The following is a 26,052-nucleotide window of genomic DNA, read 5'->3' as shown; positions in this document are numbered from 1 at the left end:
GCCTGGCTGCTGATCAGCGGCGAAGCTCTGCAACAAAGTCGTAGTAGTCGTTGCGGCAATAGGTGTCGGTGACTTCGATCGGCGTGTTGTCTTCCAGATAGCCGACCCGGGTCATCAGCAGCATGGCGGTGCCGGGGGCGATGCCGACCAGCGCGGCGAACTCGTCCGAGGCATTGATCGCCTGGATGTGCTGCAAGGCGCGGACGATCGGTTTGCCGATGCCGTCGAGGTATTCGTAGAGTGAATCGCCGACCAATTGCGGCTTGGGCATGATCGAGGCGGGCAGGGTGCTCATCTCGATGGCCATCACCGTGTCGTCGGCCTTGCGCAGGCGTTTCATGCGCGCGACCTTGTCGTTCGGCGACAGGCTCAGGCGGATCAGTTCTTCGTGAGTCGGCAGGGTGATTTCGCGTTCCAGCCACTGCGAGCTGGGGACAAAGCCCTTGAGGCGGAGCATTTCGCTGAAGCCCGAGAGGCGTGACAGCGGTTGTTCCAGACGGGGTGTGATGAACGTGCCGGAACCTTGCAGGCGGCGGATCAGACCTTGATCGAGCAGCACTTCCAGCGCTTTGCGTGCGGTGACCCGGGAGATACCCAGTTGCTCGCTGAGGTTGCGCTCGGACGGCATCGCCTGCTCGGCCTTCCACTGCCCGGAATGGATCGCCGATTCCAGATTGCGCGCCAGCTGCAGGTACAGCGGCGTCGGCTGGGAGTCATCTGGGCGTAGGGCCTGGAGGTCGTTCATGTAGGTCATTTCCGACGCGAGTATAGGATTGTTGTTGCTCGCTTGTGGGGCGGAAATTAATACCACTTGAATACCATGTCAACGCAGGGAATTGGCGTGTAGCCCAATGAAATGGCGGTTTTCGAGGGTTGTGGTTTGAAGTGGTATTAGGGGTTGGCTGTAAAAAGCAAAAGATCGCAGCCTGCGGCAGCTCCTACAGTGGGAAGTGGTATCAACCCTGTAGGAGCTGCCGCAGGCTGCGATCTTTTGATTTATTTTTTTCAGGTGACCAGTGGTCGCTGGTTAAGGACGGATCTCGATCATCGTGCCGTCCGGCACCAGACCCCAGACTTCGCGCATGTCCATGTTGCGCATGGCGATGCAGCCGTCGGTCCAGTCCAGGGTGTGGAACAGGTCTTCCGGGGTTTCTTCCGAATCCGGGGTGCCGTGGATCATGATCATCCCGCCAGGCTCGACGCCTTCGCGGCGGGCGCGGGCCGAATCGCTGATGTTCGGGTAGGAGATGTGCATCGCCAGGTTGAATTTTTCACTGACCTTGCGCCAGTCGATCCAGTAGAAACCTTCGGGCGTGCGTTTGTCGCCTTCAATCAGTTTCGGACCTTTTTTCGCGCCCTTGCCCAGGGAAATGCGATAGGTCTTGATCGGCTTGCCGTCGGCGATCAATTGCAGTTGATGAGCCGATTTGAGCACCAGGATTTTTTCGATCATCGGGGTATTCGACGGCGTCACGGTGGTCACGAATGACGCTTGAGACACGGTGACGAACGACAGGCAAAACAGGGCAAGCAACCAGCGCATTGAAACGATTCCCCAGGGAGTGACGCAGATATTTTATTTATAGAAGCTTTTAGGTGATGGCAGGCTGCGTCAACGGCGGAATCGATTCGGAGCGAACCGGGTAGCTTTCGGCGCGGCGATCAGCGAAGAAGCATTCTAAGGTACGCCCCACGGTGCGGAAAGCCAGCTCGTCCCACGGGATGTCGGCTTCGTCGAATAGTTGTACTTCGAGGCTTTCGGGCCCGGCAGCAAAGTCCAGATCGGCCAGCTCGGCGCGGAAGAACACATGCACCTGACTGATGTGCGGCACGTCGATCAGCGTGTAGATGCTCAGATTACGCACTCGGGCGCAGGCTTCCTCGGCGGTTTCGCGGATCGCGGCTTGCTCGATGGTCTCGCCGTTTTCCATGAAACCGGCGGGCAGCGTCCAGTAGCCGAGACGGGGCTCGATGGCGCGGCGGCAGAGCAACACTTGGCTGCCCCAGGTCGCGACGCAACCGGCGACGATATTGGGGTTTTGATAGTGAATGGTCTGACAGCTGTCACAGACAAATCGCAGCCGCGAATCGCCTTCGGGAATGCGCTGGGTCACCGGGTTGCCGCACTGGCTGCAAAATTTCATGCTGGGGTTCCTGAATGCTGCGCCTATCTTGGCGTGCAGCGGTGCCGGTCGGCAAGTTGTCGTTTCGCGACATGGCCCGGCGAGGGGCTTGGGCGGCTGCCATGATTGGTGCATGATGCAGGGTAAGGCACAGATCGAGAACACTCATGCTGGACGAGCTACTGCATAGGGTAAGCAACCACACACCGCGCACGCTGGAGACCGATAAACGTTTCCCCGAGGCCGCTGTTCTGGTGCCGATCACCCGCAGTGACGAACCCGAGCTGGTGCTGACCCTGCGCGCCAGCGGCCTCTCGACCCATGGCGGCGAAGTGGCCTTCCCCGGCGGGCGCCGTGACCCGGAAGACCCCGACCTTATTTTTACCGCCCTGCGCGAAGCCGAGGAAGAAATCGGCCTGCCACCGGGGTTGGTCGAGGTCATCGGCCCGCTCAGCCCGCTGATCTCCCTGCACGGCATCAAGGTCACGCCGTATGTCGGGGTGATCCCGGACTTCGTCGAATACCAGGCCAACGATGCCGAGATCGCAGCGGTATTCAATGTGCCGCTGGAGTTCTTCCGCAAAGACCCGCGCGAACACACGCACCGTATCGATTACCAGGGCCGCAGTTGGTATGTGCCGAGTTATCGCTACGGCGAATTCAAAATCTGGGGTTTGACCGCTATCATGATCGTCGAACTGATCAATCTGCTCTATGACGAACAGATCAGCCTGCATCATCCGCCCAAAAGCTATATCAACACCTGAAGCCATCGCTCGAATGGCCCGTCATCGTGAGCCCTGAGGAAAACAAGATGAAATACCGCCTGGGCGACGCCCGCGTCGAAACCCATCCACAGAGCTGGGTCGCGCCCAATGCCGTGCTGGTGGGCAAGGTCAGACTGGAAGAGGGCGCCAACGTCTGGTTCAACGCCGTATTGCGCGGCGACAACGAACTGATCCTGATCGGCAAGAACAGCAACGTCCAGGACGGCACGGTGATGCACACCGACATGGGCTATCCGCTGACCATCGGCACCGGCGTGACCATCGGTCACAACGCCATGCTGCATGGTTGCACCGTCGGCGATTACAGCCTGATTGGGATCAACGCGGTGATCCTCAACGGCGCGAAAATCGGCAAGAACTGCATCATCGGCGCCAATTCGCTGATCGGCGAAGGCAAGGAAATTCCCGATGGCTCGCTGGTGATGGGCTCGCCGGGCAAGGTCGTGCGTGAACTCACCGAGCCGCAGAAAAAAATGCTCGAAGCCAGCGCCGCGCACTATGTGCACAACTCGCAGCGCTATGCGCGTGACCTGGTAGAGCAGGAAGAATGAGTACTCCCGAAAGACCCGTTGCCTCGCCGTGCGTGAATATCTGCGCACTGGATGAAGACGATATTTGTACCGGTTGCCAGCGCACGGTCGCGGAGATCACACGCTGGGGACGCATGACCAATGACGAGCGGCGGGTGGTGCTGGGGTTGTGTCATGAGCGTGCGAAGGCGAGTGGGTTGGTGTGGATGGTTCCCGGAAAATCAGGCGCCTGACAGGCCGCCTTCGCGAGCAAGCCCGCTCCCACATTGGATTTGTGTTCACCTTCGATCAACTGTGGGAGCGGGCTTGCTCGCGAAGAGGCCAGAACAGCCGCTACTTCTTATTGGCCCAACTCAAAGCCTGAAGTAACCTGTGCGCCAATTTGACAGGTCGCCCCCATGATTTTCCTCATCGCCTACATCAGCAGCGTCGTGCTGATCAACTTCGCTTTCTCCACCGCGCCGCACCTGGACATCATCTGGTCGGCCTGGGGCGGGTTGGTGTTCGTGTTGCGCGACATGGTGCAAACCCGTTTCGGCCACGGTGCGCTCGTGGCGATGCTGGCGGCGCTGGTACTGTCTTACGTCACTTCTGATCCATCCATCGCCTTGGCCAGCGCCACAGCGTTCGCGGTGTCGGAAATCATCGACTGGCTGGTGTTCAGCGTCACCAAACGGCCGTTGCGCGACCGCCTGTGGATCAGCTCGGCGCTGAGCATTCCGCTCGATACCTTCATCTTTTTCGGCATGATCGACCTGATGACGCCACCGGTGATCATCACTGCACTGGTCTCGAAGTTCGCTGGCGTCACTGCCGTCTGGCTGATCATGGCCTGGCGCGAGCGCAAACAGGCTGTCGCCAGCTAAGCCAAACCCTGCGGTTCATGTAAAATGCCGCGCTTTCTCCCCATGGAAAGCGCGTCTGGCGTTGCTTTCCTCGATGATCCGCTTCTTTGAGGACCTGAGATGACCCGTATCGGAACTCCATTGTCGCCGACCGCGACCCGCGTATTGCTGTGTGGCTGTGGTGAGTTGGGCAAGGAAGTGGTGATCGAGCTGCAACGCCTGGGCGTTGAAGTGATTGCCGTCGACCGTTACGCCAACGCGCCGGCCATGCAGGTGGCGCACCGCAGCCACGTGATCAACATGCTCGACGGCGCCGCGCTGCGTGCAGTCATCGAAGCCGAGAAACCGCACTTCATCGTGCCGGAAATCGAAGCCATCGCCACCGCCACGCTGGTCGAGCTGGAAGCCGAAGGCTTCACCGTGATCCCGACCGCCCGCGCCGCGCAACTGACCATGAACCGCGAAGGCATCCGCCGTCTGGCCGCTGAAGAGCTGGACCTGCCAACCTCGCCGTACCACTTTGCCGACACCTTCGAGGACTACAGCAAAGCCGTTCAGGATCTGGGCTTCCCGTGCGTGGTCAAGCCAGTCATGAGCTCGTCGGGTAAAGGCCAGAGCCTGCTGCGCAGCGCCGAGGATGTGCAGAAGGCCTGGGATTACGCGCAAGAGGGCGGTCGCGCCGGCAAAGGTCGGGTGATCATCGAAGGCTTCATCGATTTCGACTACGAAATCACCCTGCTGACCGTGCGCCACATCGGCGGCACCACGTTCTGCGCACCGGTCGGTCACCGTCAGGAGAAGGGCGACTATCAGGAATCCTGGCAGCCGCAGGCCATGAGCCCGATTGCTCTGGCTGAGTCCGAGCGCGTGGCCAAAGCCGTGACCGAGGCCTTGGGTGGTCGCGGGCTGTTCGGCGTCGAACTGTTCATCAAGGGCGATCAGGTGTGGTTCAGCGAAGTTTCGCCGCGCCCGCATGACACCGGTCTGGTGACCCTGATTTCTCAGGATCTGTCGCAGTTCGCCCTGCACGCGCGCGCCATTCTCGGTCTGCCGGTGCCGCTGATCCGTCAGTTCGGCCCTTCGGCTTCGGCAGTGATTCTGGTGGAAGGGCAGTCGACCCAGACCGCGTTCGCCAACCTTGGGGCAGCGTTGAGCGAGCCGGATACGGCATTGCGTCTGTTCGGCAAGCCTGAAGTCAATGGTCAGCGCCGGATGGGCGTGGCGTTGGCGCGGGATGAGTCGATCGAAGCTGCGCGTGCCAAGGCGACTCGTGCTGCTCAGGCTGTTGTTGTAGAGCTGTAAACCCAGGCGCGGCATTCGCGAGTAAGCTCGCTCCCACATTGGATCTGTGGCGTACACAAAACCAATTGTGGGAGCGGGCTTGCTCGCGAAGCTTTTGATCTTCTGTCAGGCAACCTGATTCAGATCGTTATTGCGCGTTTCCTTCAGGCACAGCACAGCAATCAGGCTGAGCACCGCTGCCGCCGACACATAGCCGCCGACATAACTCAAACCACCCATTGCCACCAGTTTCTGCGCGAAGAACGGAGCCGCCGAGGCGCCGACGATCCCGCCGAGGTTGTAAGCGGCCGATGCGCCGGTATAGCGCACGTGGGTCGGAAACAGTTCCGGCAGCAGCGCGCCCATCGGGGCAAACGTCACGCCCATCAGGAACAGCTCGATGCACAGGAACAGCGCCACACCCCAGATCGAACCTTGCGTCAGCAACGGCTCCATCAGAAACCCGGAAAGAATCGCCAGCACGCCGCCAACGATCAGCACCGGTTTGCGCCCGTAACGGTCGCTGGCCCAGGCGGACAACGGCGTTGCGGCGGCCATGAACAGCACGGCAAAACACAGCAGTCCAAGAAACGTTTCACGGCTATAGCCGAGGGTGGACACGCCGTAGCTCAGGGAAAACACCGTCGAGATATAAAACAGCGCATAGCACACCACCATGGCCGCTGCGCCAAGCAGGGTTGGCGCCCAGTATTGGCTGAACAGCTCGACCAGCGGCACTTTCACCCGTTCCTGACGAGCAATGGCGTTGGCGAATACTGGCGTTTCATGGAGCTTGAGGCGCACGTACAGGCCGACCATCACCAGTGCCGCGCTGAGCAGAAACGGAATCCGCCAGCCCCAACTGCGGAACTGCTCGTCGTCGAGGGTCATGGCCAGGGTCAGGAACAGGCCATTGGCTGCAAGAAAGCCGATTGACGGGCCAAGCTGCGGGAACATGCCGAACCACGCCCGTTTGCCCTTGGGCGCATTCTCCGTGGCCAGCAATGCCGCGCCACCCCATTCGCCACCCAATCCCAAACCCTGACCGAAACGCAGCACACACAACAAAATCGGTGCCCAGGCGCCAATGCTGGCGTAACCCGGCAGCACGCCGATCAGCGTGGTGCACACGCCCATCAGCAAGAGCGAGGCGACCAGTGTCGATTTGCGTCCGATGCGATCACCGAAGTGGCCGAACAGTGCCGAACCCAGAGGACGGGCGAGGAAGGCGATGCCGAAGGTGAGAAACGCCGACAGCATTTGCGCGGTGCCGGACGTCTGCGGAAAGAACACCGGCCCGATAACCAGCGCGGCGGCCGTGGCGTAAACGTAGAAGTCGTAGAACTCGATGGCGGTGCCGATGAAACTCGCTGTCGCCACGCGGGTGGCGGAGTTGGTCGGCTGGGCAGGCGCGGTGGCGCTGTAAGCGGTACTGGTCGTCATGCGGTGATCCCTGACAGTCATGAGCTCCGTTGGAGCGAATTATTATGGTTGAACACCCAGGGATGTGGGATGAGGCGCGAGCGCTGTTTCGAGTAGGAACAGTCGTCGGGGTGGTGCGGAAAATTACCGAAACCGTTGGCGTGCGGGGTAAGCACAGGGCTCGGCGGCGCTTGGGTAAGCGGCTCGATTATAGGAAGGGGGCTAACGATCAAACAAGAGCAAAAGATCGCAGCGGATTGACGTCGATTGATCTTCCTGTGGCGAGGGAGCTTGCTCCCGCTGGGTTGCGAAGCGACCCCAACACATTTATGGCCGCTGCGCGCCCGAGCGGGAGCAAGCTCCCTCGCCACAAAAGCGCTTAAACTTTTGCAGGCACCGCGCTCGTATGCCAGATCAGCACCTTGCTCACCCGGTTGTCCTCGGTCTCGAGAATCTCCAGCCGATAACGCCCGATCTTCAGACACACCGCGCTGTCCGGAATGGTCTCCAGCGCTTCGGTCACCAGACCGTTGAGGGTTTTCGGGCCGTCGCTCGGCAAATGCCAGCCGAGGCATTTGTTCAACTCGCGGATCGACGCGGTACCATCGATCACCATGCGCCCGTCGGGCTGCGGATGGATGTGCGGGTTGTCGAGGCTGTGCTCGCTTTCGAATTCGCCGACGATTTCTTCGAGAATGTCTTCCAGAGTGACGATGCCCAGCACTTCGCCGTACTCGTCCACCACCATGCCCAAGCGGCGTTGCTGCTTGTGGAAATTCAGCAATTGCAGTTGCAGCGGCGTGCTTTCCGGGACGAAGTACGGTTCGTAGCTGGCGGCCAGCAGCGCTTCGCGGGTCAGTTGGCCGTCGTTGAGCAGATGGCGGATCTGCCGGGTGTTGAGCACCGCTTCGACCTGGTTGATGTCGCTGTGGAACACCGGCAGGCGCGTGCGCTTGTTGTGGCGCAGTTGTTCGATGATCTCTTCGATCGAGTCGTCGAGGTTGATGCCGTCGACATCGCTGCGTGGCACCAGAATGTCGTTGACCGTGATGTTGTCCAGCGCATGGATGCCTGAGACCGGGTGGGTGCGAGACGGGTGTTCCGGATCGTTATCAGGGTCGGCAGGTTCTTCGTCTTCACTTTGCTGCACCACCTGGGGTTTGCGCGCGAAGGGACGCAGCAGCAGACCGCTGATGCGGCTCAGCAGCCAGGCCAGCGGGTAAAGGATTTTCAGCGGAACGGCCAGCAGGGTATTGCCGAACGACAGCACTGCATCCGGATAGCGCTGGGCCACGCTGCGCGGAAAGTAGTCGGCAAACACCAGCAATACGGCACCCGCACCGAGGCAGGCGGCCCACGGGCCGTTCTCTTCGCAGAGGAAGATCGCCAGCAGCGTGGCAATGATTACCGCGAGGGCGCGGCACAGGGTGTTGCACAGGATCAGACTGTCGAGCGGGAAGCTCAGCTTCGCCAGCGGTTTATCGCTGGCGCGCGAGGCGGTGCGTTGCGCGAGCAAGTGCTGCTGCGCGATTTCGACGGCGGTAAACAGCCCCGACCATAAAATCAGCAGGACAAATACCGCGAGCATCGGCCCTATGGGCAAACCGTCCATTTATGCCGCCCGTCAGATGTGCAGGATGTATTCACGAACCAGTTTGCTGCCGAAATACGCCAACATCAGCAGGCAGAAACCGGCGAGGGTCCAGCGAATCGCCTTGTGGCCACGCCAGCCGAGGCGATTGCGGCCCCACAGCAGCACGCTGAACACGATCCAGGCCAGGCACGCCAGCAAGGTCTTGTGCACCAGATGCTGGGCGAACAGGTTCTCGACGAACAGCCAGCCGGAGATCAGCGACAGCGACAGCAGCGTCCAGCCGGCCCAGAGGAAGCCGAACAACAGGCTTTCCATGGTTTGCAGCGGCGGGAAGTTCTTGATCAGGCCCGACGGGTGCTTGTGCTTGAGCTGGTGATCCTGCACCAGCAGCAACAAGGCCTGGAACACCGCGATGGTGAACATGCCGTAGGCGAGGATCGACAGCAGGATGTGGGCGAGGATGCCCGGTTCTTCGTCGATGATCTGCACGGTGCCCGCCGGGGCGAATTGCGCCAGCAGCACGGTGGCCGCGCCCAGCGGGAATAGCAGCACCAGCAGGTTTTCAACCGGGATCCGCGAGCAGGCCAGTAGCGTCAGGGCGATGACAGCCGCGGCGATCAGGCTGGCGGCGCTGAAGAAGTCCAGGCCCAGGCCGATCGGCGTCAGCAGGTGAGTGAGCAGGCTGGCGCTGTGGGCGAGCACGGCGAGGATGCCGAGCGTAACCAGCAGGCGCTTGTTCGCCTTGGCGCCGGAGGCCAGGCGGGTGCCCTGATAAAGGGTCGCAGCGGCATAAAGAAGCGCGGCGGCGATGGTAGTCAGCAAACTGGGTGACAAGGGGAGCATAAATCCTGTTAGGCAGGCCCGAAAGGCGCTGAGTTTGGCATAGAACCGCCACACCACGAAAGTGCGAGGTGTCCGCCCGACGCAGTCTTCGCTATAATCCGCGACCTGCCCACGCCGCAGGCTCGCCGAGCACATGTTGAATCCGGTCTGGGCCGCCATTATCCCGGTCTACACAGGGCCTGAAAGGATCGCGCAATGTTTGAAAACTTAACCGACCGTCTCTCGCAGACGCTGCGCCATGTCACCGGCAAGGCGAAGCTGACTGAAGACAATATCAAAGACACCCTGCGCGAAGTGCGCATGGCGTTGCTCGAGGCCGACGTCGCCCTGCCGGTGGTCAAGGACTTCGTCAATTCGGTCAAGGAGCGCGCTGTCGGCACCGAGGTGTCGCGCAGCCTGACGCCGGGCCAGGCCTTCGTGAAGATCGTCCAGGCCGAACTCGAAAGCCTGATGGGCGCGGCCAACGAAGACTTGAACCTGAGCGCCGTGCCGCCCGCCGTCATTCTGATGGCCGGTCTGCAGGGGGCCGGTAAAACCACCACCGCCGGCAAACTCGCGCGCTTCCTTAAAGAACGCAAGAAGAAGTCGGTGATGGTCGTGTCGGCGGACATTTACCGTCCGGCTGCTATCAAGCAGCTGGAAACCCTGGCCAACGACATCGGCGTGACGTTCTTCCCGTCCGACCTGAGCCAGAAGCCTGTCGACATCGCCAATGCGGCTATTAAAGAAGCAAAACTGAAATTCATCGACGTGGTCATCGTCGACACCGCCGGTCGTCTGCACATCGATGAAGAGATGATGGGCGAGATCAAGGCGCTGCACGCCGCGATCAACCCGGTCGAAACCCTGTTCGTGGTTGACGCCATGACCGGTCAGGACGCGGCCAACACGGCCAAGGCCTTCGGTGATGCGCTGCCGCTGACCGGTGTGATACTGACCAAGGTCGACGGCGATGCCCGTGGCGGTGCCGCGCTGTCGGTACGCGCGATCACCGGCAAGCCGATCAAGTTCATCGGTATGGGCGAGAAGAGCGAAGCGCTCGATCCGTTCCACCCTGAGCGCATCGCTTCGCGGATCCTGGGCATGGGCGACGTGCTCAGCCTGATCGAACAGGCTGAAGCGACCCTCGACAAGGACAAGGCCGACAAACTGGCCAAGAAGCTGAAGAAGGGCAAGGGCTTCGACCTCGAAGACTTCCGCGATCAGCTGCAACAGATGAAGAACATGGGCGGCCTCGGCGGCCTCATGGACAAGCTGCCGAGCATCGGCGGCGTCAACCTGTCGCAAATGGGCAATGCCCAGAACGCGGCAGAGAAGCAGTTCAAGCAGATGGAAGCCATCATCAACTCCATGACCCCGGCCGAGCGCCGCGACCCTGAGCTGATCAGCGGTTCGCGCAAGCGCCGGATCGCCATGGGTTCCGGCACTCAGGTGCAGGACATCGGTCGCTTGATCAAGCAGCACAAGCAGATGCAGAAGATGATGAAGAAATTCACCGCCAAAGGCGGCATGGCGAAAATGATGCGCGGCATGGGCGGTATGTTGCCCGGCGGCGGCATGCCGAAAATGTGATTCAGGACACCAAGACTTCGCCGGTCGTCGCACCGGCGCAGACCCTGCAAGGACGCAGGATCAACAGCAAACCCGCACTCGGCGGGAGCTGACTGGCCGTTTTCATCGACGGCTCTATATGCAAATCCGCACGGCATGCCATAGGCGCCGGAAAAAGTCATTTGCAAAAGTCCGGATATTCCTTAGAATATGCGGCCTTTCGGGCACCCATGCCCGCTGTGCATTTAGATTTGCAGCACCGACTACAGGAACGATGTTCACATGCTAACAATCCGTCTTGCCCTTGGCGGCTCCAAAAAGCGCCCGTTTTACCACCTGACCGTAACCGACTCGCGTAACCCGCGTGACGGCTCCCACAAAGAACAGGTTGGTTTCTTCAACCCTGTTGCCCGTGGTCAGGAAATCCGTCTGTCCGTGAACCAAGAGCGCGTAGCCTACTGGCTGAGCGTTGGTGCACAGCCATCTGAGCGTGTTGCTCAGTTGCTGAAGGAATCTGCCAAGGCTGCAGCCTGAGCAGTATGAGCGCGACGCCAGAAAAAGCTGATGACCTGATCGTTGTCGGCAAGATTTTTTCGGTTCACGGCGTTCGCGGCGAGGTGAAGGTCTTTTCCTTTACCGATCCGATTGAAAACCTGTTGGACTACCGCAACTGGACGCTTCGGCGCGAAGGCGTGGTGAAACAGGTCGAGCTGGTCAGCGGCCGATCCACTCAAAAGGATCTGGTTGCCAAGCTCAAAGGCCTCGACGATCGCGATGAAGCCCGTCTTCTGAGCGGTTATGAGATTTGCATCTCGCGAAGCCTTTTGCCCAACCTGACAGGCGACGAGTACTACTGGTACCAGTTGCAGGGTCTGAGCGTCATCAACCAGGACGAGCAATTGTTCGGCAAGGTTGATCACCTGTTGGAGACCGGCGCGAACGATGTATTGGTGGTCAAGCCCTGCGCGGGCAGCCTGGATGATCGCGAGCGGTTGTTGCCCTATACGGAGCAATGCGTGCTGGCAATCGACCTGGATGCAGGCGTGATGCGGGTGGAATGGGACGCGGACTTCTAAGCAATGGCCAGCCTGCGCGTAGACGTCATTACGCTGTTCCCCGAGATGTTCTCGGCCATCAGTGAGTACGGCATTACCAGTCGTGCGGTCAAACAGGGGCTGTTGCAGCTGACCTGTTGGAATCCGCGGGATTACACGACGGATCGGCATCACACTGTGGACGATCGCCCGTTTGGCGGTGGTCCGGGCATGGTGATGAAGATCAAGCCCCTGGAAGATGCTCTGGTTCAGGCCAAGGCAGCAGCCGGGGAGGCGGCGAAGGTGATTTACCTGTCCCCCCAAGGCCGTCAACTGACTCAGTCGGCGGTACGCGAGTTGGCAAAATCGGATGCATTGATCCTGATTGCCGGCCGCTATGAAGGCATTGACGAGCGCTTTATTGAGGCTCATGTCGATGAAGAGTGGTCGATTGGTGACTATGTACTGTCTGGCGGCGAGCTGCCGGCCATGGTCATGATCGATGCGGTTACACGACTGCTGCCCGGAGCTTTAGGGCATGCGGATTCCGCTGAGGAAGATTCCTTTACGGATGGTCTGCTGGATTGCCCGCACTACACCCGACCTGAGGTGTATGCGGATCAGCGTGTTCCCGACGTGTTGCTAAGTGGCAATCACGCGCATATCCGGCGTTGGCGTTTACAGCAGTCCCTTGGTAGGACCTATGAACGACGCGCCGATCTTCTGGAAAGCCGCTCGCTTTCTGGAGAAGAGAAGAAGCTGCTCGAGGAATACATCCGCGAGCGGGACGATAGTTAACAACGTATCGATGGTAGATCAGTTGATTTACCTTAGGAGCACAGCATGACCAACAAAATCATCCTTGCACTCGAAGCAGAGCAGATGACCAAAGAAATCCCTACCTTTGCCCCAGGCGACACCATTGTCGTTCAGGTGAAAGTGAAGGAAGGCGATCGTTCCCGTCTGCAAGCGTTCGAAGGCGTTGTCATCGCCAAGCGTAACCGCGGCGTGAACAGTGCGTTCACCGTTCGTAAAATCTCCAACGGTGTTGGCGTAGAACGTACTTTCCAGACCTACTCCCCGCAGATCGACAGCATGGCTGTTAAACGTCGCGGTGACGTACGTAAAGCCAAGCTGTACTACCTGCGCGACCTGTCGGGTAAAGCAGCTCGCATCAAGGAAAAACTGGCTTAAGTCCAGCTTCCGATGCAGAAAAAAGCAGCCTACGGGCTGCTTTTTTGTTGCCTGCAATTTATCCACAGCATTTTTGTTTCAGGCCAGAACCATGACCACCCGTGACCAGGAAATCGAACGCCGCACCGAACTCTCGGTGACCCGCGTGACCAAAGCCGTCTTCCCGCCGACCACCAACCACCACAACACCCTGTTCGGCGGCACCGCGCTGGCGTGGATGGATGAAGTGTCGTTCATCACCGCTACGCGTTTCTGCCGTTTGCCGCTGGTGACCGTGTCCACCGACCGCATCGACTTCAATCACGCGATCCCGGCCGGCTCCATCGTCGAACTGGTGGGCAGGGTGATCAAAGTGGGTAACACCAGCCTCAAGGTCGAGGTGGAAGTATTTGTTGAGAGCATGAGTTGCGATGGCCGCGAGAAGGCGATCCATGGGCAATTCAGCTTTGTGGCCATCGACGATGACAAGCGGCCGGTGCCGGTGCTGCCCGGATTTCCTGCCTGATCCGGAACCGAGTCGCGGCCTTCGCGAGCAAGCCCGCTCCCACAGGTTTTGTGTCGTCTACAACGTTTATGTACGACACGGACACTGTGGGAGCGGGCTTGCTCGCGAATTCGTCAGATCAGGCGCCGCTGCTCTCAGGCTGGATCAACGCCAGCAACGTCCACCCGGATCCCGGTTTCAAAGCAGTCTCCGGCGTCACCACATGCACCCAGCCACTGTCATCGCGCATGAACAGCAGCGTCGCCCGATTGCCATGCAATGCCTGGTAATCCTCCCAACCGAAACCGTCCGTCAGCGTCGTGCTGTAGACCTCGGCGCCGTTGCTGATCAGGCTGGCCAGCTTGGCGTAGGTCAGCGCCTCGCTCCCCAGCTGATTGCCGCGATGTTCCAGGCTTGCCCGATGCTTGTCACTGCGACGACTTTCCTGACCACTGGCCAGACCAAACAGGCGTTGATGACCAAAGTCGTGTCGAAAACGCATCGCCGCCAGGGTGTTCAGTTCGCCCGACGGCGATAGCGCCAGCAGATGCCCCAGCCCGACCAGATCCAGATGCGCATCGGCATGCTGCGAAGCCGGGTTACCAAAGTACGTCGGCAAACCCTCCATGCGCGCCGCACGAATATTCTCCCAGCTCGAATCGGTCAACAGTACGCGGCTGCCCAGTTGCTGCAATGACTTGCCCAGCAACCGCGCCGGGCCGTTGGCGCCGACGATCAGGAAGCCGCTCGGCGCCGGTTCAGCGACGTTCAGCAAGCGTGCAAGTGGCCGAGCGGTTGCGCTTTGCAGCACCACGGTGCCGATGATCACCGCGAAAGTCAGCGGCACCAGCAGCAGCGCACCTTCGTGCCCGGCTTGATCCAGACGAATCGCGAAAATCGCCGACACCGCCGCCGCCACGATCCCGCGCGGGGCGATCCAGCACAGCAGGGCGCGTTCACGCCAGCTCAGGCTGGAGCCGGCAGTGCTCAACAGCACGTTCAGCGGGCGCGCGATCAGTTGAATCACCAGCAGCAGAATCAGCACCAACGGCCCGAGGCCGATCAAAGCATGCAGGTCCAGCCGCGCCGCCAGCAGAATGAACAACCCGGAAATCAGCAGCACGCTGAGGTTTTCCTTGAAGTGCAGGATGTGCCGCACATCCACGCCCTTCATGTTCGCCAGCCACATGCCCATCAGCGTCACCGCGAGCAGGCCGGACTCGTGCATCACCTGGTTGGATGCAATGAAGATCCCCAACACCGCCGCCAGCGAGGCGAGGTTATGCAGGTATTCCGGCAACCACTGGCGCCGGATGATGGTGCCCAGCACCCAGCCGCCGACCACCCCGAATACGCTGCCGCAGACAATCACGCCGCCGAAGGTCAACAGGCTCTGTTCGAGGCCGTTGCCCTCGGAGCGGGCGATGATGAAGCTGTAGACCACCACCGCGAGCAGGGCGCCGATCGGGTCGATGACGATGCCTTCCCAGCGCAGGATGTTGGCGATCGAGGCTTTCGGCCGCACCACCCGCAGCATCGGCACGATCACCGTCGGGCCGGTCACCAGCGTCAGGCTGCCGAACAGGATCGCCAGCAGCCAGTCGAAGCCGAGCAAAAAATGGGTGGCGACGGCAATCACCACCCAGGTCGTGAACGCGCCGATTGTCACCAGCCGATGCACGACGCTGCCGATCTCGCGCCATTCCGACAGGTGCAGGGTCAGACTGCCCTCAAACAGGATCAACGCTACCGCCAGCGACACCAGCGGCATCAGCAACGGGCCGAACATTTCCTGCGGGTCGAGCCAGCCCAGCACCGGCCCGGCGAGAATCCCGGTCAGCAACAGAAACAGAATCGCCGGCAGCTTCAGGCGCCACGCCAGCCACTGGCAACCCAACGCAGCGACGCCGATCCCGCCAAATGCCAAGAGAATTTGCTGCTCGTTCATTGAAGCTCCCTGTTCCTTGAAATTGCGGGCTATGAAAGACTAGCGGCCATTCCTACAGTTCACTCTACATTTGCGCACAGCCCCGGAGGTTGTGTGCCTTGAGCGCCCATGCCTGCCATCGACCATCCACTGATTGACCAATTCCTCGACGCCCTGTGGCTGGAAAAAGGCCTGTCCGACAACACCCGTGGCGCCTACCGCAGCGATCTGGCGCTGTTCAACGGCTGGCTGCAAGAGAAAAACCTCGAGCTGATCAATGCCGGTCGTGAGTTGATCCTCGATCACCTGTCCTGGCGCCTGGAGCAGAACTACAAGCCGCGTTCCACCGCCAGATTTCTTTCCGGTGTGCGTGGTTTTTATCGCTATCTGCTGCGAGAAAAGCTGATTACGGTCGATCCGACCTTGCGCGTCGACATGCCGCAACTCGGTCGGCCTTTACCCAAATCATTGTCGGAAGCCGACGTCGAAGCGCTGCTCAAGGCGCCGGATCTGAGCGAAGCCATCGGCCAGCGTGACCGCGCCATGCTTGAGGTGCTGTACGCCTGTGGTCTGCGCGTGACCGAACTGGTCAGCCTGACGCTGGAGCAGGTCAACCTGCGTCAGGGCGTGCTGCGGGTGATGGGCAAGGGCAGCAAGGAGCGCCTGGTGCCGATGGGCGAGGAGGCGATTGTCTGGATCGAGCGCTATATGCGCGATGGCCGCAGCGAGCTGCTCGGCGGGCGCCCCAGCGATGTGCTGTTCCCCAGTCAGCGCGGCGAGCAGATGACCCGCCAGACCTTCTGGCACCGCATCAAGCATTGGGCCAAGGTCGCCGGGATCGGCAAATCGCTGTCGCCGCACACCCTGCGTCATGCGTTCGCCACGCACCTGCTCAACCACGGCGCCGATCTGCGGGTGGTGCAAATGTTGCTCGGGCACAGTGATCTGTCGACCACGCAGATTTACACCCATGTGGCCCGCGCGCGCTTGCAGGACCTCCATGCCAAACACCACCCAAGAGGCTGATGCAACCTTCAATGTTGGAGTCATTACCTGTGGCGAGGGGATTCATCCCCGACGGGCTGCGCAGCAGCCCCAAAAACTTTGCGTTCAATAAAATTCCAAAGTATCCATTTACGACCGCAGCGCCTGCATCGGGGATAAATCCCCTCACCACAATAATGTGTGCCAGTCAGCCTTGAGTGTCTTGTGTCAGGCGCATTCGGCCATGCGAGCCTTATGTGGTAGGCTTTGCCGGTTTGCACGATGGACGGTTATGACCCGGTGTTCCGGCACGGGCGTTCTGACCGTTTCATTTGTCCGCCTTCAGGAGTTCTCATGCGTCTGACCCAGATTTTCGCCGCCGCAGCCATTGCGTTGGTCAGCACCTTTGCCGTCGCCGATGACGCGGCCGACAAAGCCATTCGTCAAAGCCTGGAAAAACTCGAACTCGAGGTTCCGGTAGAAAGCATCAGCGCCAGCCCGTTGCCGGGCATGTATGAAGTCAAGCTCAAGGGCAGCCGCGTGCTGTACGCCAGCGCCGACGGCCAGTACATCGTTCAGGGCTACCTGTTCCAGCTCAAGGACGGCAAACCGGTCAACCTGACCGAGAAGACCGAACGCCTGGGCATCTCCAAACTGATCAATGCCATTCCAGTGGCCGAAACCGTGGTTTACCCAGCCGTGGGCGAGACCAAATCGCACATCACCGTGTTCACCGACACCACCTGCCCGTACTGCCACAAGCTGCACGCCGAAGTGCCTGAGCTGAACAAGCGCGGCATCGAAGTGCGCTACGTGGCGTTCCCGCGTCAGGGCCTCGGCTCGCCGGGTGACGAGCAGTTGCAAGCCGTGTGGTGCTCGACCGACAAGAAAGCCGCCATGGACAAAATGGTCGATGGCAAGGAAATCAAGGCCGCCAAGTGCGCGAACCCGGTTTCCAAACAGTTCGCTTTGGGTCAGTCGATTGGCGTGAACGGCACACCGGCCATCGTTTTGGCTGACGGACAAGTCATTCCGGGCTACCAGCCGGCGCCACAAGTCGCCAAACTGGCGCTGGGCGCCAAGTAATTCGCATCGTCACGGTCCGCCGTTGACGATCATGGTCCGGCAGCAACATCGCCGGGCCATTAATAGAGAGCCGCGAACACGCGGTTGTTTTCCGGCCGACCTTGCGTCGGCCGTTTCATGGGGAGTTCACAGTGAATCCGGTCAAAGTAGGCATCTGTGGGTTAGGGACCGTCGGTGGCGGTACCTTCAACGTACTTCAGCGCAACGCCGAGGAAATTGCTCGTCGTGCCGGGCGTGGGATCGAAGTGGCACAAATTGCCATGCGCACGCCAAAGCCTCAGTTCCAGACGACCGGTATTGCGATTACCAACGATGTCTTCGAAGTGGCCACGAACCCTGAGATCGACATCGTCATAGAGCTGATGGGCGGCTACACCGTTGCCCGCGAGCTGGTACTCAAGGCCATCGAGAATGGCAAGCATGTGGTCACCGCGAACAAGGCACTGATCGCCGTTCACGGTAATGAAATTTTCGCCAAGGCACGCGAGAAAGGCGTGATCGTGGCATTCGAAGCGGCCGTGGCCGGTGGCATTCCGGTGATCAAGGCGATCCGTGAAGGCCTGTCCGCCAACCGCATCAACTGGGTCGCCGGGATCATCAACGGCACCGGTAACTTCATCCTCACCGAAATGCGCGAGAAGGGTCGCACCTTCGAAGACGTGCTGGCCGAAGCGCAAGCGCTGGGCTACGCCGAAGCCGATCCGACCTTCGACGTCGAAGGCATCGACGCCGCGCACAAACTGACGATTCTGGCTTCCATCGCGTTCGGCATTCCGCTGCAATTCGACAAGGCCTACACCGAAGGCATCACCAAGCTGACCACCGCTGACGTGAACTACGCCGAAGCGCTGGGCTACCGCATCAAGCACCTCGGTGTGGCGCGCAGCACCGCCGCCGGTATCGAGCTGCGCGTACACCCGACGCTGATCCCGGCCGATCGCCTGATCGCCAACGTCAACGGCGTGATGAACGCCGTGATGGTCAACGGTGACGCCGCCGGTTCGACGCTGTTCTACGGCGCTGGTGCTGGCATGGAGCCAACCGCTTCGTCGGTGATCGCCGACCTGGTGGACGTGGTTCGCGCCATGACGTCCGATCCGGAAAACCGCGTGCCGCACCTGGCCTTCCAGCCGGACTCGCTGTCGGCGCACCCGATCCTGCCGATCGAAGCCTGCGAAAGCGCCTACTACCTGCGCATCCAGGCCAAGGACCATCCGGGCGTACTGGCTCAGGTGGCGAGCATCCTCTCGGAGCGCGGCATCAACATCGAGTCGATCATGCAGAAGGAAGTCGAGGAACACGACGGTCTGGTACCGATGATCCTGCTGACCCACCGCGTGGTCGAGCAGCGTATCAACGATGCGATCGCTGCCCTCGAAGCCCTGGCCGGCGTGAATGGTCCGGTTGTACGGATCCGCGTCGAGCACCTGAACTAAGTCGTTGTCCTGCAGTGGCCCCGTGAAAGGGGCCACTGTTGTGCACACTCTCCATTGGAGTCAGTCATGCGTTACATCAGTACCCGCGGCCAGGCACCGGCCCTGAATTTCGAAGACGTCCTGCTGGCCGGTCTGGCCACTGACGGCGGTCTGTACGTCCCGGAAAACCTGCCACGTTTCACCCAGGAAGAAATCGCCTCCTGGGCCGGCCTGCCGTATCACGAGCTGGCCTTCCGCGTGATGCGCCCGTTTGTCACCGGCAGCATCCCGGACGCCGATTTCAAAAAGATCCTCGAAGAAACCTACGGTGTGTTCTCGCACAGCGCCGTTGCGCCGCTGCGTCAGCTCAACGGCAACGAATGGGTGCTCGAGCTGTTCCACGGCCCGACCCTGGCGTTCAAGGACTTCGCCTTGCAACTGCTCGGTCGTCTGCTCGATTACGTGCTGGAAAAGCGCGGCGAGCGCGTGGTCATCGTCGGTGCCACCTCGGGTGACACCGGTTCGGCCGCCATCGAAGGCTGCAAGCACTGCGAAAACGTCGACATCTTCATCCTGCACCCGCACAACCGTGTGTCCGAAGTGCAGCGTCGGCAGATGACGACGATTGTCGGCGAGAACATCCACAACATCGCCATCGAAGGCAACTTCGATGACTGCCAGGAAATGGTCAAGAACAGCTTCGCCGACCAGAGCTTCCTCAAGGGCACGCGCCTGGTAGCGGTGAATTCGATCAACTGGGCGCGGATCATGGCCCAGATCGTCTACTACTTCCACGCAGCCCTGCAGCTGGGCGGCCCGGCGCGTTCGGTGGCGTTCTCGGTACCGACCGGCAACTTCGGCGACATCTTCGCCGGTTACCTGGCGCGCAACATGGGCCTGCCGATCAACCAGTTGATCGTCGCGACCAACCGCAATGACATCCTGCACCGCTTCATGAGCGGCAACCAGTACGTCAAGGAAACCCTGCACGCCACGCTGTCGCCGTCGATGGACATCATGGTTTCGTCTAACTTCGAACGCCTGCTGTTCGACCTGCACGGTCGTAACGGCGCGGCGATTGCCGGGCTGATGGATTCGTTCAAGCAGGGCGGTGGTTTCAGCGTCGAGCAAGAGCGCTGGACCGAAGCCCGCAAGCTGTTCGACTCGCTGGCCGTGGATGACGCGCAAACCTGCGAAACCATCGCCGAAGTCTACGCGCAGTGCGGCGAAGTGCTGGACCCGCACACCGCCATCGGCGTCAAGGCCGCGCGCGAATGTCGCCGCAGCCTGGACATCCCGATGGTGATCCTGGGTACCGCACATCCGGTGAAATTCCCGGATGCCGTGGAGAAAGCGGGTGTAGGAAAAGCTCTCGAACTGCCTGCACATCTTTCTGATTTGTTTGAGCGAAACGAGCGCTGCACCGTTCTGCCAAACGAGCTGAAAGCCGTACAGGCCTTTGTCAGCCAGCACGGCAACCGCGGCAAGCCGCTGTAAGCCGAAAAAGCTGTCACATTTTGAAGCCCGTCTCCTGACGGGCTTTTTTGTTTCTGCTGCCACACTGCTCGGGTTTTCGCCCATGAAGGACGGGTGAGTCGATCACGAAGGAAGTGGCAATGCTGTTTGAAAGAGGATGGAAACACGCCCTGAAGCGGGTTTTTCTGTTGTGCCTGTTGGTTGGCTGGCGCGTGGGCGTTGCGGCGCATCTGGCGCATGATGAAGAGCAGTTGAACATCGGCACCGTTGTGCTGAGTGAAGCAGAGCGGCAATGGGTTCGCGATAACCCGACGGTGATCGTGGCGGCGGAGCAGTACCCGTTGTACCTGTTTCTGGATGAGCATGGTCATTGGAGCGGCTTGAACAACGACGTGCTCAAACGCATCAGTGCCATGACCGGGTTGCAATTCGTTTACCGGGAGTCGTTTTCCACCGCGCAGATGCTCGAGCGCCTGGAAACCGGTGCCGCAGACATGAGCACGACCCTGGCGATGAATGATGAGCGCCGGTTGAGCCTGGATTTCAGTCATGCCTTTGGCGGTGCCGGTTGGGTATTTGTCGGCCGCGCCGGCGAGCCTGGAGTGCAATCGCTGGAGCAGTTGGCCAAACGGGTGCTGGTGTTGCCGGGGCGGCACGCGCTGGAGGGGGTGATCCGACGCGATTATCCGTCCATCGAATTACGTTCGGTGAAAACCTATGCCGAGGCACGGGCGCTGGTCGAAAGCGGTGAGGCCTATGCCACCATCGAAAACGAAATCGGTGCGCAGCTCTATCCCTCAGGCTTGCTGAAGGTTGGCGAATTGCTGGAGGGAAAATGGGAGGCGGATCTTCTGGCCGTGCGCAAGGGTCAGCCGCAATTGCTGAGCATCCTGAACAAGGCACTTGAAGCGTTCCCGGCTTCCGAACTGCGGGCCATTCGCCTGAACTGGCTGGGCGGCATCGGGCCGAAACCAGCTGCTGCGGGCTGGCAACACTGGTCCCGTTTGGGCTACTGGGGTGTGTTTGTGGTGGGGGCTTTTTGTGGGTTGTCGCTGTTATGGCATCGGCGAATGGCGGCGCTGATCAAACAGCATCGAGACGTGCAAAGCCAGCTCGGTGATCAATTGGTCTTCCAGCGCGCGCTGATAGACGCCATGCCTGACCCGGTGTTCGTTCGCGACCTGGAAGGGCGTCTGATCCTCTGTAACAAAAGCTACGAAGAGGCGTTGTCGATCCGCTTTGAGCAGGTGCAGGGGTGTCGCTTGATCGACGTCGATGCCCTGCCGCGTGCCACCGCCGGCATGCTGCATGAGGAGTTCATGATTCAGCTGAGAACCCGCCGAACCCGCTTCAGCAGACGTCGCCTGCAATTCAAGCAGGGTAATCGCGACATCTATCAATGGACGGTGCCGTTTTACTGTGCCAGTGGGGAGTTGCGAGGCCTGCTCGGCGGGTGGACGGACATCACCCGGCGTGATGCGGCAACGACGGGACATCCGCATTGATATAGGGAAATTTCCTATATCACGCGCTTCCTTTTCCGATGGGGGACTGAAGGAGGCTGCCCTAAAGTGGGCAGCAACTGCGGACGAGTCCGCGATTGCCGTTTCAGAGGTCGTCCATGCGCTCGCTCAAAGTACTGATTCTCGAACCCGATCCTTATCGAATGATGGCGTTGCACCAGATGCTCAATGCGGTCGGTATCTACGACGTGCTGACAGCGCCGTCGCTGGCGTCCGCAAAGTGCTCGCTGGAGCGCCGCACCCGGGTCGACATAGCGATTTGCGATCCGCAACTGCGCGGCGGAGAGGGCCTGGCGCTGATCCGTCATCTGGTGACCGGGCGGGAAGCGCGGGCGCTTATCCTGCTGGGGCGTGTGGCACCCGGCCTGCTGAGTGATCTCGAAAGCCTGCTGCACCAGCAGGAGCTGAAACTCCTGGGGCGTTTGCAAACGCCGGTCTCGGCGGTGCTGATGCGCGGGCTGCTGGACAGCTACCTGCAAGCGGCAGCCCATCCGGCGGGGGCTTGAGCCGATGGTTATGTTTCTGTCATCTTCACCGTGCATGCTCTGACAGACCGCTAACTGCTCCGGGAGCAGCGCGGTATTCAGAACTTTCTTCTCGGGCCGGTGGTCATTTATTGTGAACACGCCCCAGGCACAATGTTTTCGGACTATTGAGTGGAGATCGAGATGGAAAGTATCAGTCTATTGCTCGGTGAGGCTCTGAGCCCGTATCAGGTGACGTTGACTCCGTGTGGCGCCCATGGCGAATGCCTGGTGACGCTGAAGAACAGCAACGGCGCCCTCGTGGTGGAGCGCGAATTCAATCAGGCGCAGTTGAGCGACAAACGCCTGCTGACAGATGTGGTTGACGGTTTGCACCGTGACGTCCTGATCGCCGAAGGGCGGCTGGAGCCCTGTGTGATTGCGGCCTTGCGCAATGCGGCGCTGGATAAGCGTGCGGCCCTGTAAAGATGAAATATTTTTTGTGGGAACCTTCCTGCATCCCCGTCAGTCAGACCCCATAACAGCAGGATCAAGCATTGTGCTCCGGTGCTTGTCGCTTGCTGCTACGGGTCTTTAAGCAGACCGCGTTTAACCCCGAGTTGTCTCCCCACTGCTCGGGGTTTCTTTTTGCCCGCAGGTTTTACTGCGTGGCCTGTTGCTCGAAAAAAATCCGCGCCTGTTGCAGATAATCCGTGCGCATTTCGGGGTCCAGCCAGTCGGCATACGACTGGTTCAGTTGCTCGTGGGGCAGGGTACGCAGCAGTTGGTTGATCTCACTGATCGCCTGACGGCCCTGAGGAGTATCGGAACACCCGACAAAGCCAGACAGATACTTGCCGGTGCCGCGAATCGGAAAGAACACCAGTTCGTCTTCGGCAATTTGCGCCTGCTGCGCCTGATAGCGGATCTCCGGCCAGTAACCCAGCACCACTTGCAGACGCCCCAGGCGCTGCATCGACAGCAGGCTGCTCAGGGCGTCGTTGCCATAATGCTGCGTCAACGCACCGCCGGGAGCCTGCTTGAGCAGACTGTCGAGATACTCGCCGTAACTGCGTTCCGCGACGACTCCGACCTTGATCTCGCCATTGGCCAGAAATGCCGGCAGATCGACTTCACCGTCGATCAGGTACGGCGCCAGTACGTCGCGATCCTTCTGACGCACCACCAGACCATTACTGACAGCGCGAAACGCCGGGATAGAGAAAGTGATCCATTGCGTGCGCTCCTTGCTCCAGATCAGCGACGGATCGCAGGTAAAGGACGGCTCGTGCAGCATCTGCATGCCGCGGGCGCGATTGACCCGCATCAGCGTGTGTTCGTATTGCGGCATGCCGGCGATCAGCATCGGCATCAGTTGATCGATGACGCCCTGGCCCTTTTTCGGGCCTTCGAAGATGGTCAGGGGCGGCAGGTCGCGCAGCAACCAGACCAGCGTGGGTTTCGCTTGCGCCCAGGCGGGCAGGGCGAGCAGAAACAACAGGGCGAACAGCCGCCACGTCCACCAGTGGTGGGCGCGGTTGGCGTCCGATGTCTGCCGATGTTTCAGCTTAGATAGCTCCGTCTGCGCGCAACCGGGCGATCTGCTGTTCGTCGTAGCCAAGATCGTGCAGTACCTGCGCATTGTGTTCACCGAGTTGCGGTCCGACCCATTCGGAAGTACCCGGTGTCTCGGAGAGTTTCGGCACGATGCCCGGCATCTTGAAAGGCTTGCCGTCCGGCAGCTTCGCCTGCAGGAACATTTCCCGGGCGAGGTACTGCGGATCGCTGAACATGTCCTCGGCACTGAAGATCCGGCTGGCCGGCACTTCCGCCTGATTGAGCAGGTCGAGCACGCTTTGCAGCGGCAGCGAATTGACCCAGCGGTCGATCACGCCATACAACTCGTCGCGGCGACTGTCGCGCCCGTCGTTACTCGCCAGTGTCGGGTCGTTGGCCAGATCCTCGCGGCCGATGATCAGCATGAAACGCTTAAAGATTGCGTCGCCATTGGCACCGATCTGCACATGCTTGCCGTCGGCGCTGGTGTGGATCGATGACGGCGTGATGCCCGGCATGATGTTGCCGGTGCGCTCGCGGATGAAGCCGAACACGTCGAACTCCGGCACCATGCTTTCCATCATGGCGAAAATAGCCTCGTACAACGCGACATCGACCACTTGGCCGAGACCGCCGTTGACCTCGCGATGACGCAGCGCCATCAGCGCGCCGATGACGCCCCACAACGCGGCAATCGAATCGCCAATGGAAATCCCGGTGCGCACCGGTGGCCGGTCTTCGAAGCCGGTGATGTAGCGCAAACCGCCCATGGATTCGCCGACCGCGCCAAAGCCTGGTTGATCCTTCATCGGCCCGGTCTGACCGAAACCCGAGAGGCGCACCATCACCAGTTTCGGATTCAGCGCGTGCAGGGTTTCCCAGCTCAGCCCGAGTTTTTCCAGCACGCCGGGGCGAAAGTTTTCGATCAGGATGTCGGCTTCGCCCAGCAGTTTTTTCAGGATCGCCAGGCCCTCGGGGTGCTTGAGGTTCAGGGTCAGCGACTTCTTGTTACGCGCCTGGACGAACCACCACAGCGAGGTGCCTTCATACAATTTGCGCCACTTGCGCAGCGGATCACCGCCGTCGGGCGATTCGATCTTGATCACTTCGGCGCCGAACTCGCCGCAAATGCGCGAGGCAAACGGCCCGGCAATCAACGTACCCAATTCAATGACTTTCACACCGCTGAGCGGTTTGTTGGCGAACGGCATACTGAATCCTGTAGGACAAGGCTGAGCGGATACAGCGTTTTAACATAGCCGGCTGTCAGACGCCGCAGGTTGATCGCCATCAATTCGATGATTGCCTACGGCATCGGTTAGACTTGCCGACTTTCCTCGTATCAAGAAGCCCGTTCATGGCCCAGCCGTCTACCACGTACAAATTCGAACTGAACCTCACTGACCTCGACCGCAGCGTCTACGAGAGCGTCAAGCAGACCATCGCCCGTCACCCTTCGGAAACCGAAGAGCGCATGACCGTGCGGCTGCTGGCCTACGCCCTCTGGTACAACGAACTGCTGTCGTTTGGCCGTGGTCTGTCGGACGTGGATGAACCTGCGCTGTGGGAAAAAAGCCTGGATGACCGCGTTCTGCACTGGATCGAAGTCGGTCAGCCGGACGCCGATCGCCTGACCTGGTGCTCGCGTCGCACCGAACGCACCAGTCTGCTGGCCTATGGCAGTCTGCGCGTGTGGGAAGGCAAAGTGGTGCCGGTGGCGAAGAACCTGAAAAACGTCAACATCGCCGCCGTGCCGCAGGAAGTACTGGAAACCCTGGCCAAGGACATGCCGCGCGTCATCAAGTGGGACGTGATGATCAGCGAAGGCACGATCTTCGTCACTGACGACCGTGGTCAGCACGAAGTCCAGCTGGAATGGCTGGCCGGTGAACGCGGCTGATCCTGCGCCGCTTACTGATTAATCCCACGTA

At 60.3% G+C, this 26,052-nt stretch carries 28 protein-coding genes; 19 read left to right on the top strand and 9 right to left on the bottom strand.

Annotated features, from left to right (window positions below; all coding sequences use genetic code 11):
- Positions 1–13: 13 nt before the first annotated feature.
- The 3 genes from J1G18_RS21565 to J1G18_RS21555 all read right to left on the bottom strand — a co-directional run bounded on the left by J1G18_RS21565 (position 14) and on the right by J1G18_RS21555 (position 2,144).
- Positions 14–745 carry a GntR family transcriptional regulator gene (locus tag J1G18_RS21565; RefSeq protein ID WP_045122308.1) on the bottom strand — a complete coding sequence of 244 codons (732 nt, stop codon included), beginning with the start codon at positions 743–745 and terminating at the stop codon, positions 14–16.
- Between the two features lie 282 nt (positions 746–1,027).
- Positions 1,028–1,543: a murein L,D-transpeptidase family protein gene (locus J1G18_RS21560; RefSeq protein ID WP_027610965.1), complete on the bottom strand. Its 516-nt coding sequence runs from the start codon at positions 1,541–1,543 to the stop codon at positions 1,028–1,030.
- A 49-nt stretch (positions 1,544–1,592) separates the two neighbouring features.
- A complete protein-coding gene (locus J1G18_RS21555) occupies positions 1,593–2,144 on the bottom strand; it encodes an NUDIX hydrolase (protein WP_210558950.1) in 552 nt (183 codons plus the stop codon).
- A gap of 146 nt (positions 2,145–2,290) precedes the next feature.
- On the opposite strand from J1G18_RS21555, the gene J1G18_RS21550 reads away from it, so the two are divergent.
- The 5 genes from J1G18_RS21550 (at position 2,291) to purT (ending at position 5,588) form a co-directional block, all read left to right on the top strand.
- Positions 2,291–2,890: a CoA pyrophosphatase gene (locus J1G18_RS21550; RefSeq protein WP_007967803.1), complete on the top strand. Its 600-nt coding sequence runs from the start codon at positions 2,291–2,293 to the stop codon at positions 2,888–2,890.
- Positions 2,891–2,937: 47 nt separating this feature from the next.
- Positions 2,938–3,462 carry a gamma carbonic anhydrase family protein gene (locus tag J1G18_RS21545; RefSeq protein ID WP_042606912.1) on the top strand — a complete coding sequence of 175 codons (525 nt, stop codon included), beginning with the start codon at positions 2,938–2,940 and terminating at the stop codon, positions 3,460–3,462.
- Positions 3,459–3,674 carry a DUF1289 domain-containing protein gene (locus J1G18_RS21540; protein WP_223008423.1) on the top strand — a complete coding sequence of 72 codons (216 nt, stop codon included), beginning with the start codon at positions 3,459–3,461 and terminating at the stop codon, positions 3,672–3,674. Before J1G18_RS21545 ends, J1G18_RS21540 begins: the two co-directional genes overlap by 4 nt.
- A gap of 165 nt (positions 3,675–3,839) precedes the next feature.
- Positions 3,840–4,307 (top strand): VUT family protein, encoded by a 468-nt coding sequence (locus J1G18_RS21535; protein ID WP_007967799.1) that lies wholly within the window; start codon positions 3,840–3,842, stop codon positions 4,305–4,307.
- Positions 4,308–4,406: 99 nt separating this feature from the next.
- Entirely contained in the window at positions 4,407–5,588 is a 1,182-nt protein-coding gene (purT, locus tag J1G18_RS21530) for a formate-dependent phosphoribosylglycinamide formyltransferase (RefSeq protein WP_115986555.1), read from the top strand.
- A gap of 105 nt (positions 5,589–5,693) precedes the next feature.
- Here purT and J1G18_RS21525 read toward each other — a convergent pair whose 3' ends face one another.
- The 3 genes from J1G18_RS21525 to J1G18_RS21515 all read right to left on the bottom strand — a co-directional run bounded on the left by J1G18_RS21525 (position 5,694) and on the right by J1G18_RS21515 (position 9,426).
- Positions 5,694–7,010 (bottom strand): MFS transporter, encoded by a 1,317-nt coding sequence (locus J1G18_RS21525; protein WP_223008422.1) that lies wholly within the window; start codon positions 7,008–7,010, stop codon positions 5,694–5,696.
- A gap of 358 nt (positions 7,011–7,368) precedes the next feature.
- A complete protein-coding gene (locus J1G18_RS21520) occupies positions 7,369–8,601 on the bottom strand; it encodes a transporter associated domain-containing protein (protein ID WP_134785508.1) in 1,233 nt (410 codons plus the stop codon).
- 12 nt (positions 8,602–8,613) lie between these two features.
- Complete coding sequence (locus J1G18_RS21515; RefSeq protein ID WP_027610969.1) at positions 8,614–9,426, bottom strand: inner membrane protein YpjD; 813 nt, start codon at positions 9,424–9,426, stop codon at positions 8,614–8,616.
- A gap of 195 nt (positions 9,427–9,621) precedes the next feature.
- Here J1G18_RS21515 and ffh point away from each other — a divergent pair, with 195 nt between their 5' ends.
- The 6 genes from ffh to J1G18_RS21485 all read left to right on the top strand — a co-directional run bounded on the left by ffh (position 9,622) and on the right by J1G18_RS21485 (position 13,710).
- On the top strand, positions 9,622–10,998 hold the full coding sequence (ffh, locus tag J1G18_RS21510; RefSeq protein ID WP_007967791.1) for a signal recognition particle protein: 1,377 nt from the start codon (positions 9,622–9,624) through the stop codon (positions 10,996–10,998).
- A 261-nt stretch (positions 10,999–11,259) separates the two neighbouring features.
- Positions 11,260–11,511, top strand: a complete 252-nt coding sequence (gene rpsP, locus J1G18_RS21505) for a 30S ribosomal protein S16 (RefSeq protein WP_003185073.1) — start codon at positions 11,260–11,262, stop codon at positions 11,509–11,511.
- A gap of 5 nt (positions 11,512–11,516) precedes the next feature.
- Positions 11,517–12,053 (top strand): ribosome maturation factor RimM, encoded by a 537-nt coding sequence (gene rimM / locus J1G18_RS21500; RefSeq protein ID WP_003221979.1) that lies wholly within the window; start codon positions 11,517–11,519, stop codon positions 12,051–12,053.
- A 3-nt stretch (positions 12,054–12,056) separates the two neighbouring features.
- Positions 12,057–12,809, top strand: a complete 753-nt coding sequence (trmD, locus tag J1G18_RS21495; protein WP_003221981.1) for a tRNA (guanosine(37)-N1)-methyltransferase TrmD — start codon at positions 12,057–12,059, stop codon at positions 12,807–12,809.
- 45 nt (positions 12,810–12,854) lie between these two features.
- Positions 12,855–13,205, top strand: a complete 351-nt coding sequence (gene rplS, locus J1G18_RS21490) for a 50S ribosomal protein L19 (protein WP_003175895.1) — start codon at positions 12,855–12,857, stop codon at positions 13,203–13,205.
- Positions 13,206–13,296: 91 nt separating this feature from the next.
- Positions 13,297–13,710, top strand: a complete 414-nt coding sequence (locus tag J1G18_RS21485; protein ID WP_098967381.1) for an acyl-CoA thioesterase — start codon at positions 13,297–13,299, stop codon at positions 13,708–13,710.
- A 118-nt stretch (positions 13,711–13,828) separates the two neighbouring features.
- On the opposite strand, the gene J1G18_RS21480 is transcribed toward J1G18_RS21485, so the two are convergent.
- Positions 13,829–15,637 (bottom strand): cation:proton antiporter, encoded by a 1,809-nt coding sequence (locus J1G18_RS21480; RefSeq protein ID WP_098967382.1) that lies wholly within the window; start codon positions 15,635–15,637, stop codon positions 13,829–13,831.
- Between the two features lie 108 nt (positions 15,638–15,745).
- Between J1G18_RS21480 and xerD the strand changes: the two genes are divergently transcribed.
- The 7 genes from xerD (at position 15,746) to J1G18_RS21445 (ending at position 23,050) form a co-directional block, all read left to right on the top strand.
- Positions 15,746–16,642: a site-specific tyrosine recombinase XerD gene (gene xerD, locus J1G18_RS21475; RefSeq protein ID WP_003221987.1), complete on the top strand. Its 897-nt coding sequence runs from the start codon at positions 15,746–15,748 to the stop codon at positions 16,640–16,642.
- Between the two features lie 312 nt (positions 16,643–16,954).
- On the top strand, positions 16,955–17,686 hold the full coding sequence (gene dsbC / locus J1G18_RS21470; protein ID WP_007967782.1) for a bifunctional protein-disulfide isomerase/oxidoreductase DsbC: 732 nt from the start codon (positions 16,955–16,957) through the stop codon (positions 17,684–17,686).
- Positions 17,687–17,817: 131 nt separating this feature from the next.
- Complete coding sequence (locus J1G18_RS21465) at positions 17,818–19,122, top strand: homoserine dehydrogenase (RefSeq protein WP_007908972.1); 1,305 nt, start codon at positions 17,818–17,820, stop codon at positions 19,120–19,122.
- A gap of 66 nt (positions 19,123–19,188) precedes the next feature.
- Entirely contained in the window at positions 19,189–20,598 is a 1,410-nt protein-coding gene (gene thrC, locus J1G18_RS21460) for a threonine synthase (RefSeq protein WP_027610971.1), read from the top strand.
- Positions 20,599–20,717: 119 nt separating this feature from the next.
- Positions 20,718–22,082: a transporter substrate-binding domain-containing protein gene (locus tag J1G18_RS21455; protein ID WP_103368453.1), complete on the top strand. Its 1,365-nt coding sequence runs from the start codon at positions 20,718–20,720 to the stop codon at positions 22,080–22,082.
- Between the two features lie 116 nt (positions 22,083–22,198).
- On the top strand, positions 22,199–22,606 hold the full coding sequence (locus J1G18_RS21450; protein WP_223008421.1) for a DNA-binding protein: 408 nt from the start codon (positions 22,199–22,201) through the stop codon (positions 22,604–22,606).
- 162 nt (positions 22,607–22,768) lie between these two features.
- Positions 22,769–23,050 (top strand): DUF3509 domain-containing protein, encoded by a 282-nt coding sequence (locus J1G18_RS21445; protein WP_027610974.1) that lies wholly within the window; start codon positions 22,769–22,771, stop codon positions 23,048–23,050.
- Between the two features lie 175 nt (positions 23,051–23,225).
- Here J1G18_RS21445 and J1G18_RS21440 read toward each other — a convergent pair whose 3' ends face one another.
- Both J1G18_RS21440 and J1G18_RS21435 read right to left on the bottom strand, forming a co-directional pair.
- Entirely contained in the window at positions 23,226–24,206 is a 981-nt protein-coding gene (locus J1G18_RS21440; protein WP_223008420.1) for a TIGR02285 family protein, read from the bottom strand.
- A complete protein-coding gene (locus tag J1G18_RS21435; RefSeq protein ID WP_095138297.1) occupies positions 24,133–25,332 on the bottom strand; it encodes a CaiB/BaiF CoA transferase family protein in 1,200 nt (399 codons plus the stop codon). The genes J1G18_RS21440 and J1G18_RS21435 overlap by 74 nt, the downstream gene beginning before the upstream one ends.
- A 146-nt stretch (positions 25,333–25,478) precedes the next feature.
- On the opposite strand from J1G18_RS21435, the gene J1G18_RS21430 reads away from it, so the two are divergent.
- Entirely contained in the window at positions 25,479–26,021 is a 543-nt protein-coding gene (locus J1G18_RS21430; protein ID WP_003222001.1) for a YaeQ family protein, read from the top strand.
- Positions 26,022–26,052: the final 31 nt, after the last annotated feature.

Origin of the sequence: Pseudomonas sp. MIS38 (assembly GCF_019891575.1) — a bacterium.
Classification (GTDB): domain Bacteria; phylum Pseudomonadota; class Gammaproteobacteria; order Pseudomonadales; family Pseudomonadaceae; genus Aquipseudomonas; species Aquipseudomonas putida_A.
This window is presented reverse-complemented; position numbering and strand designations above follow the sequence as displayed.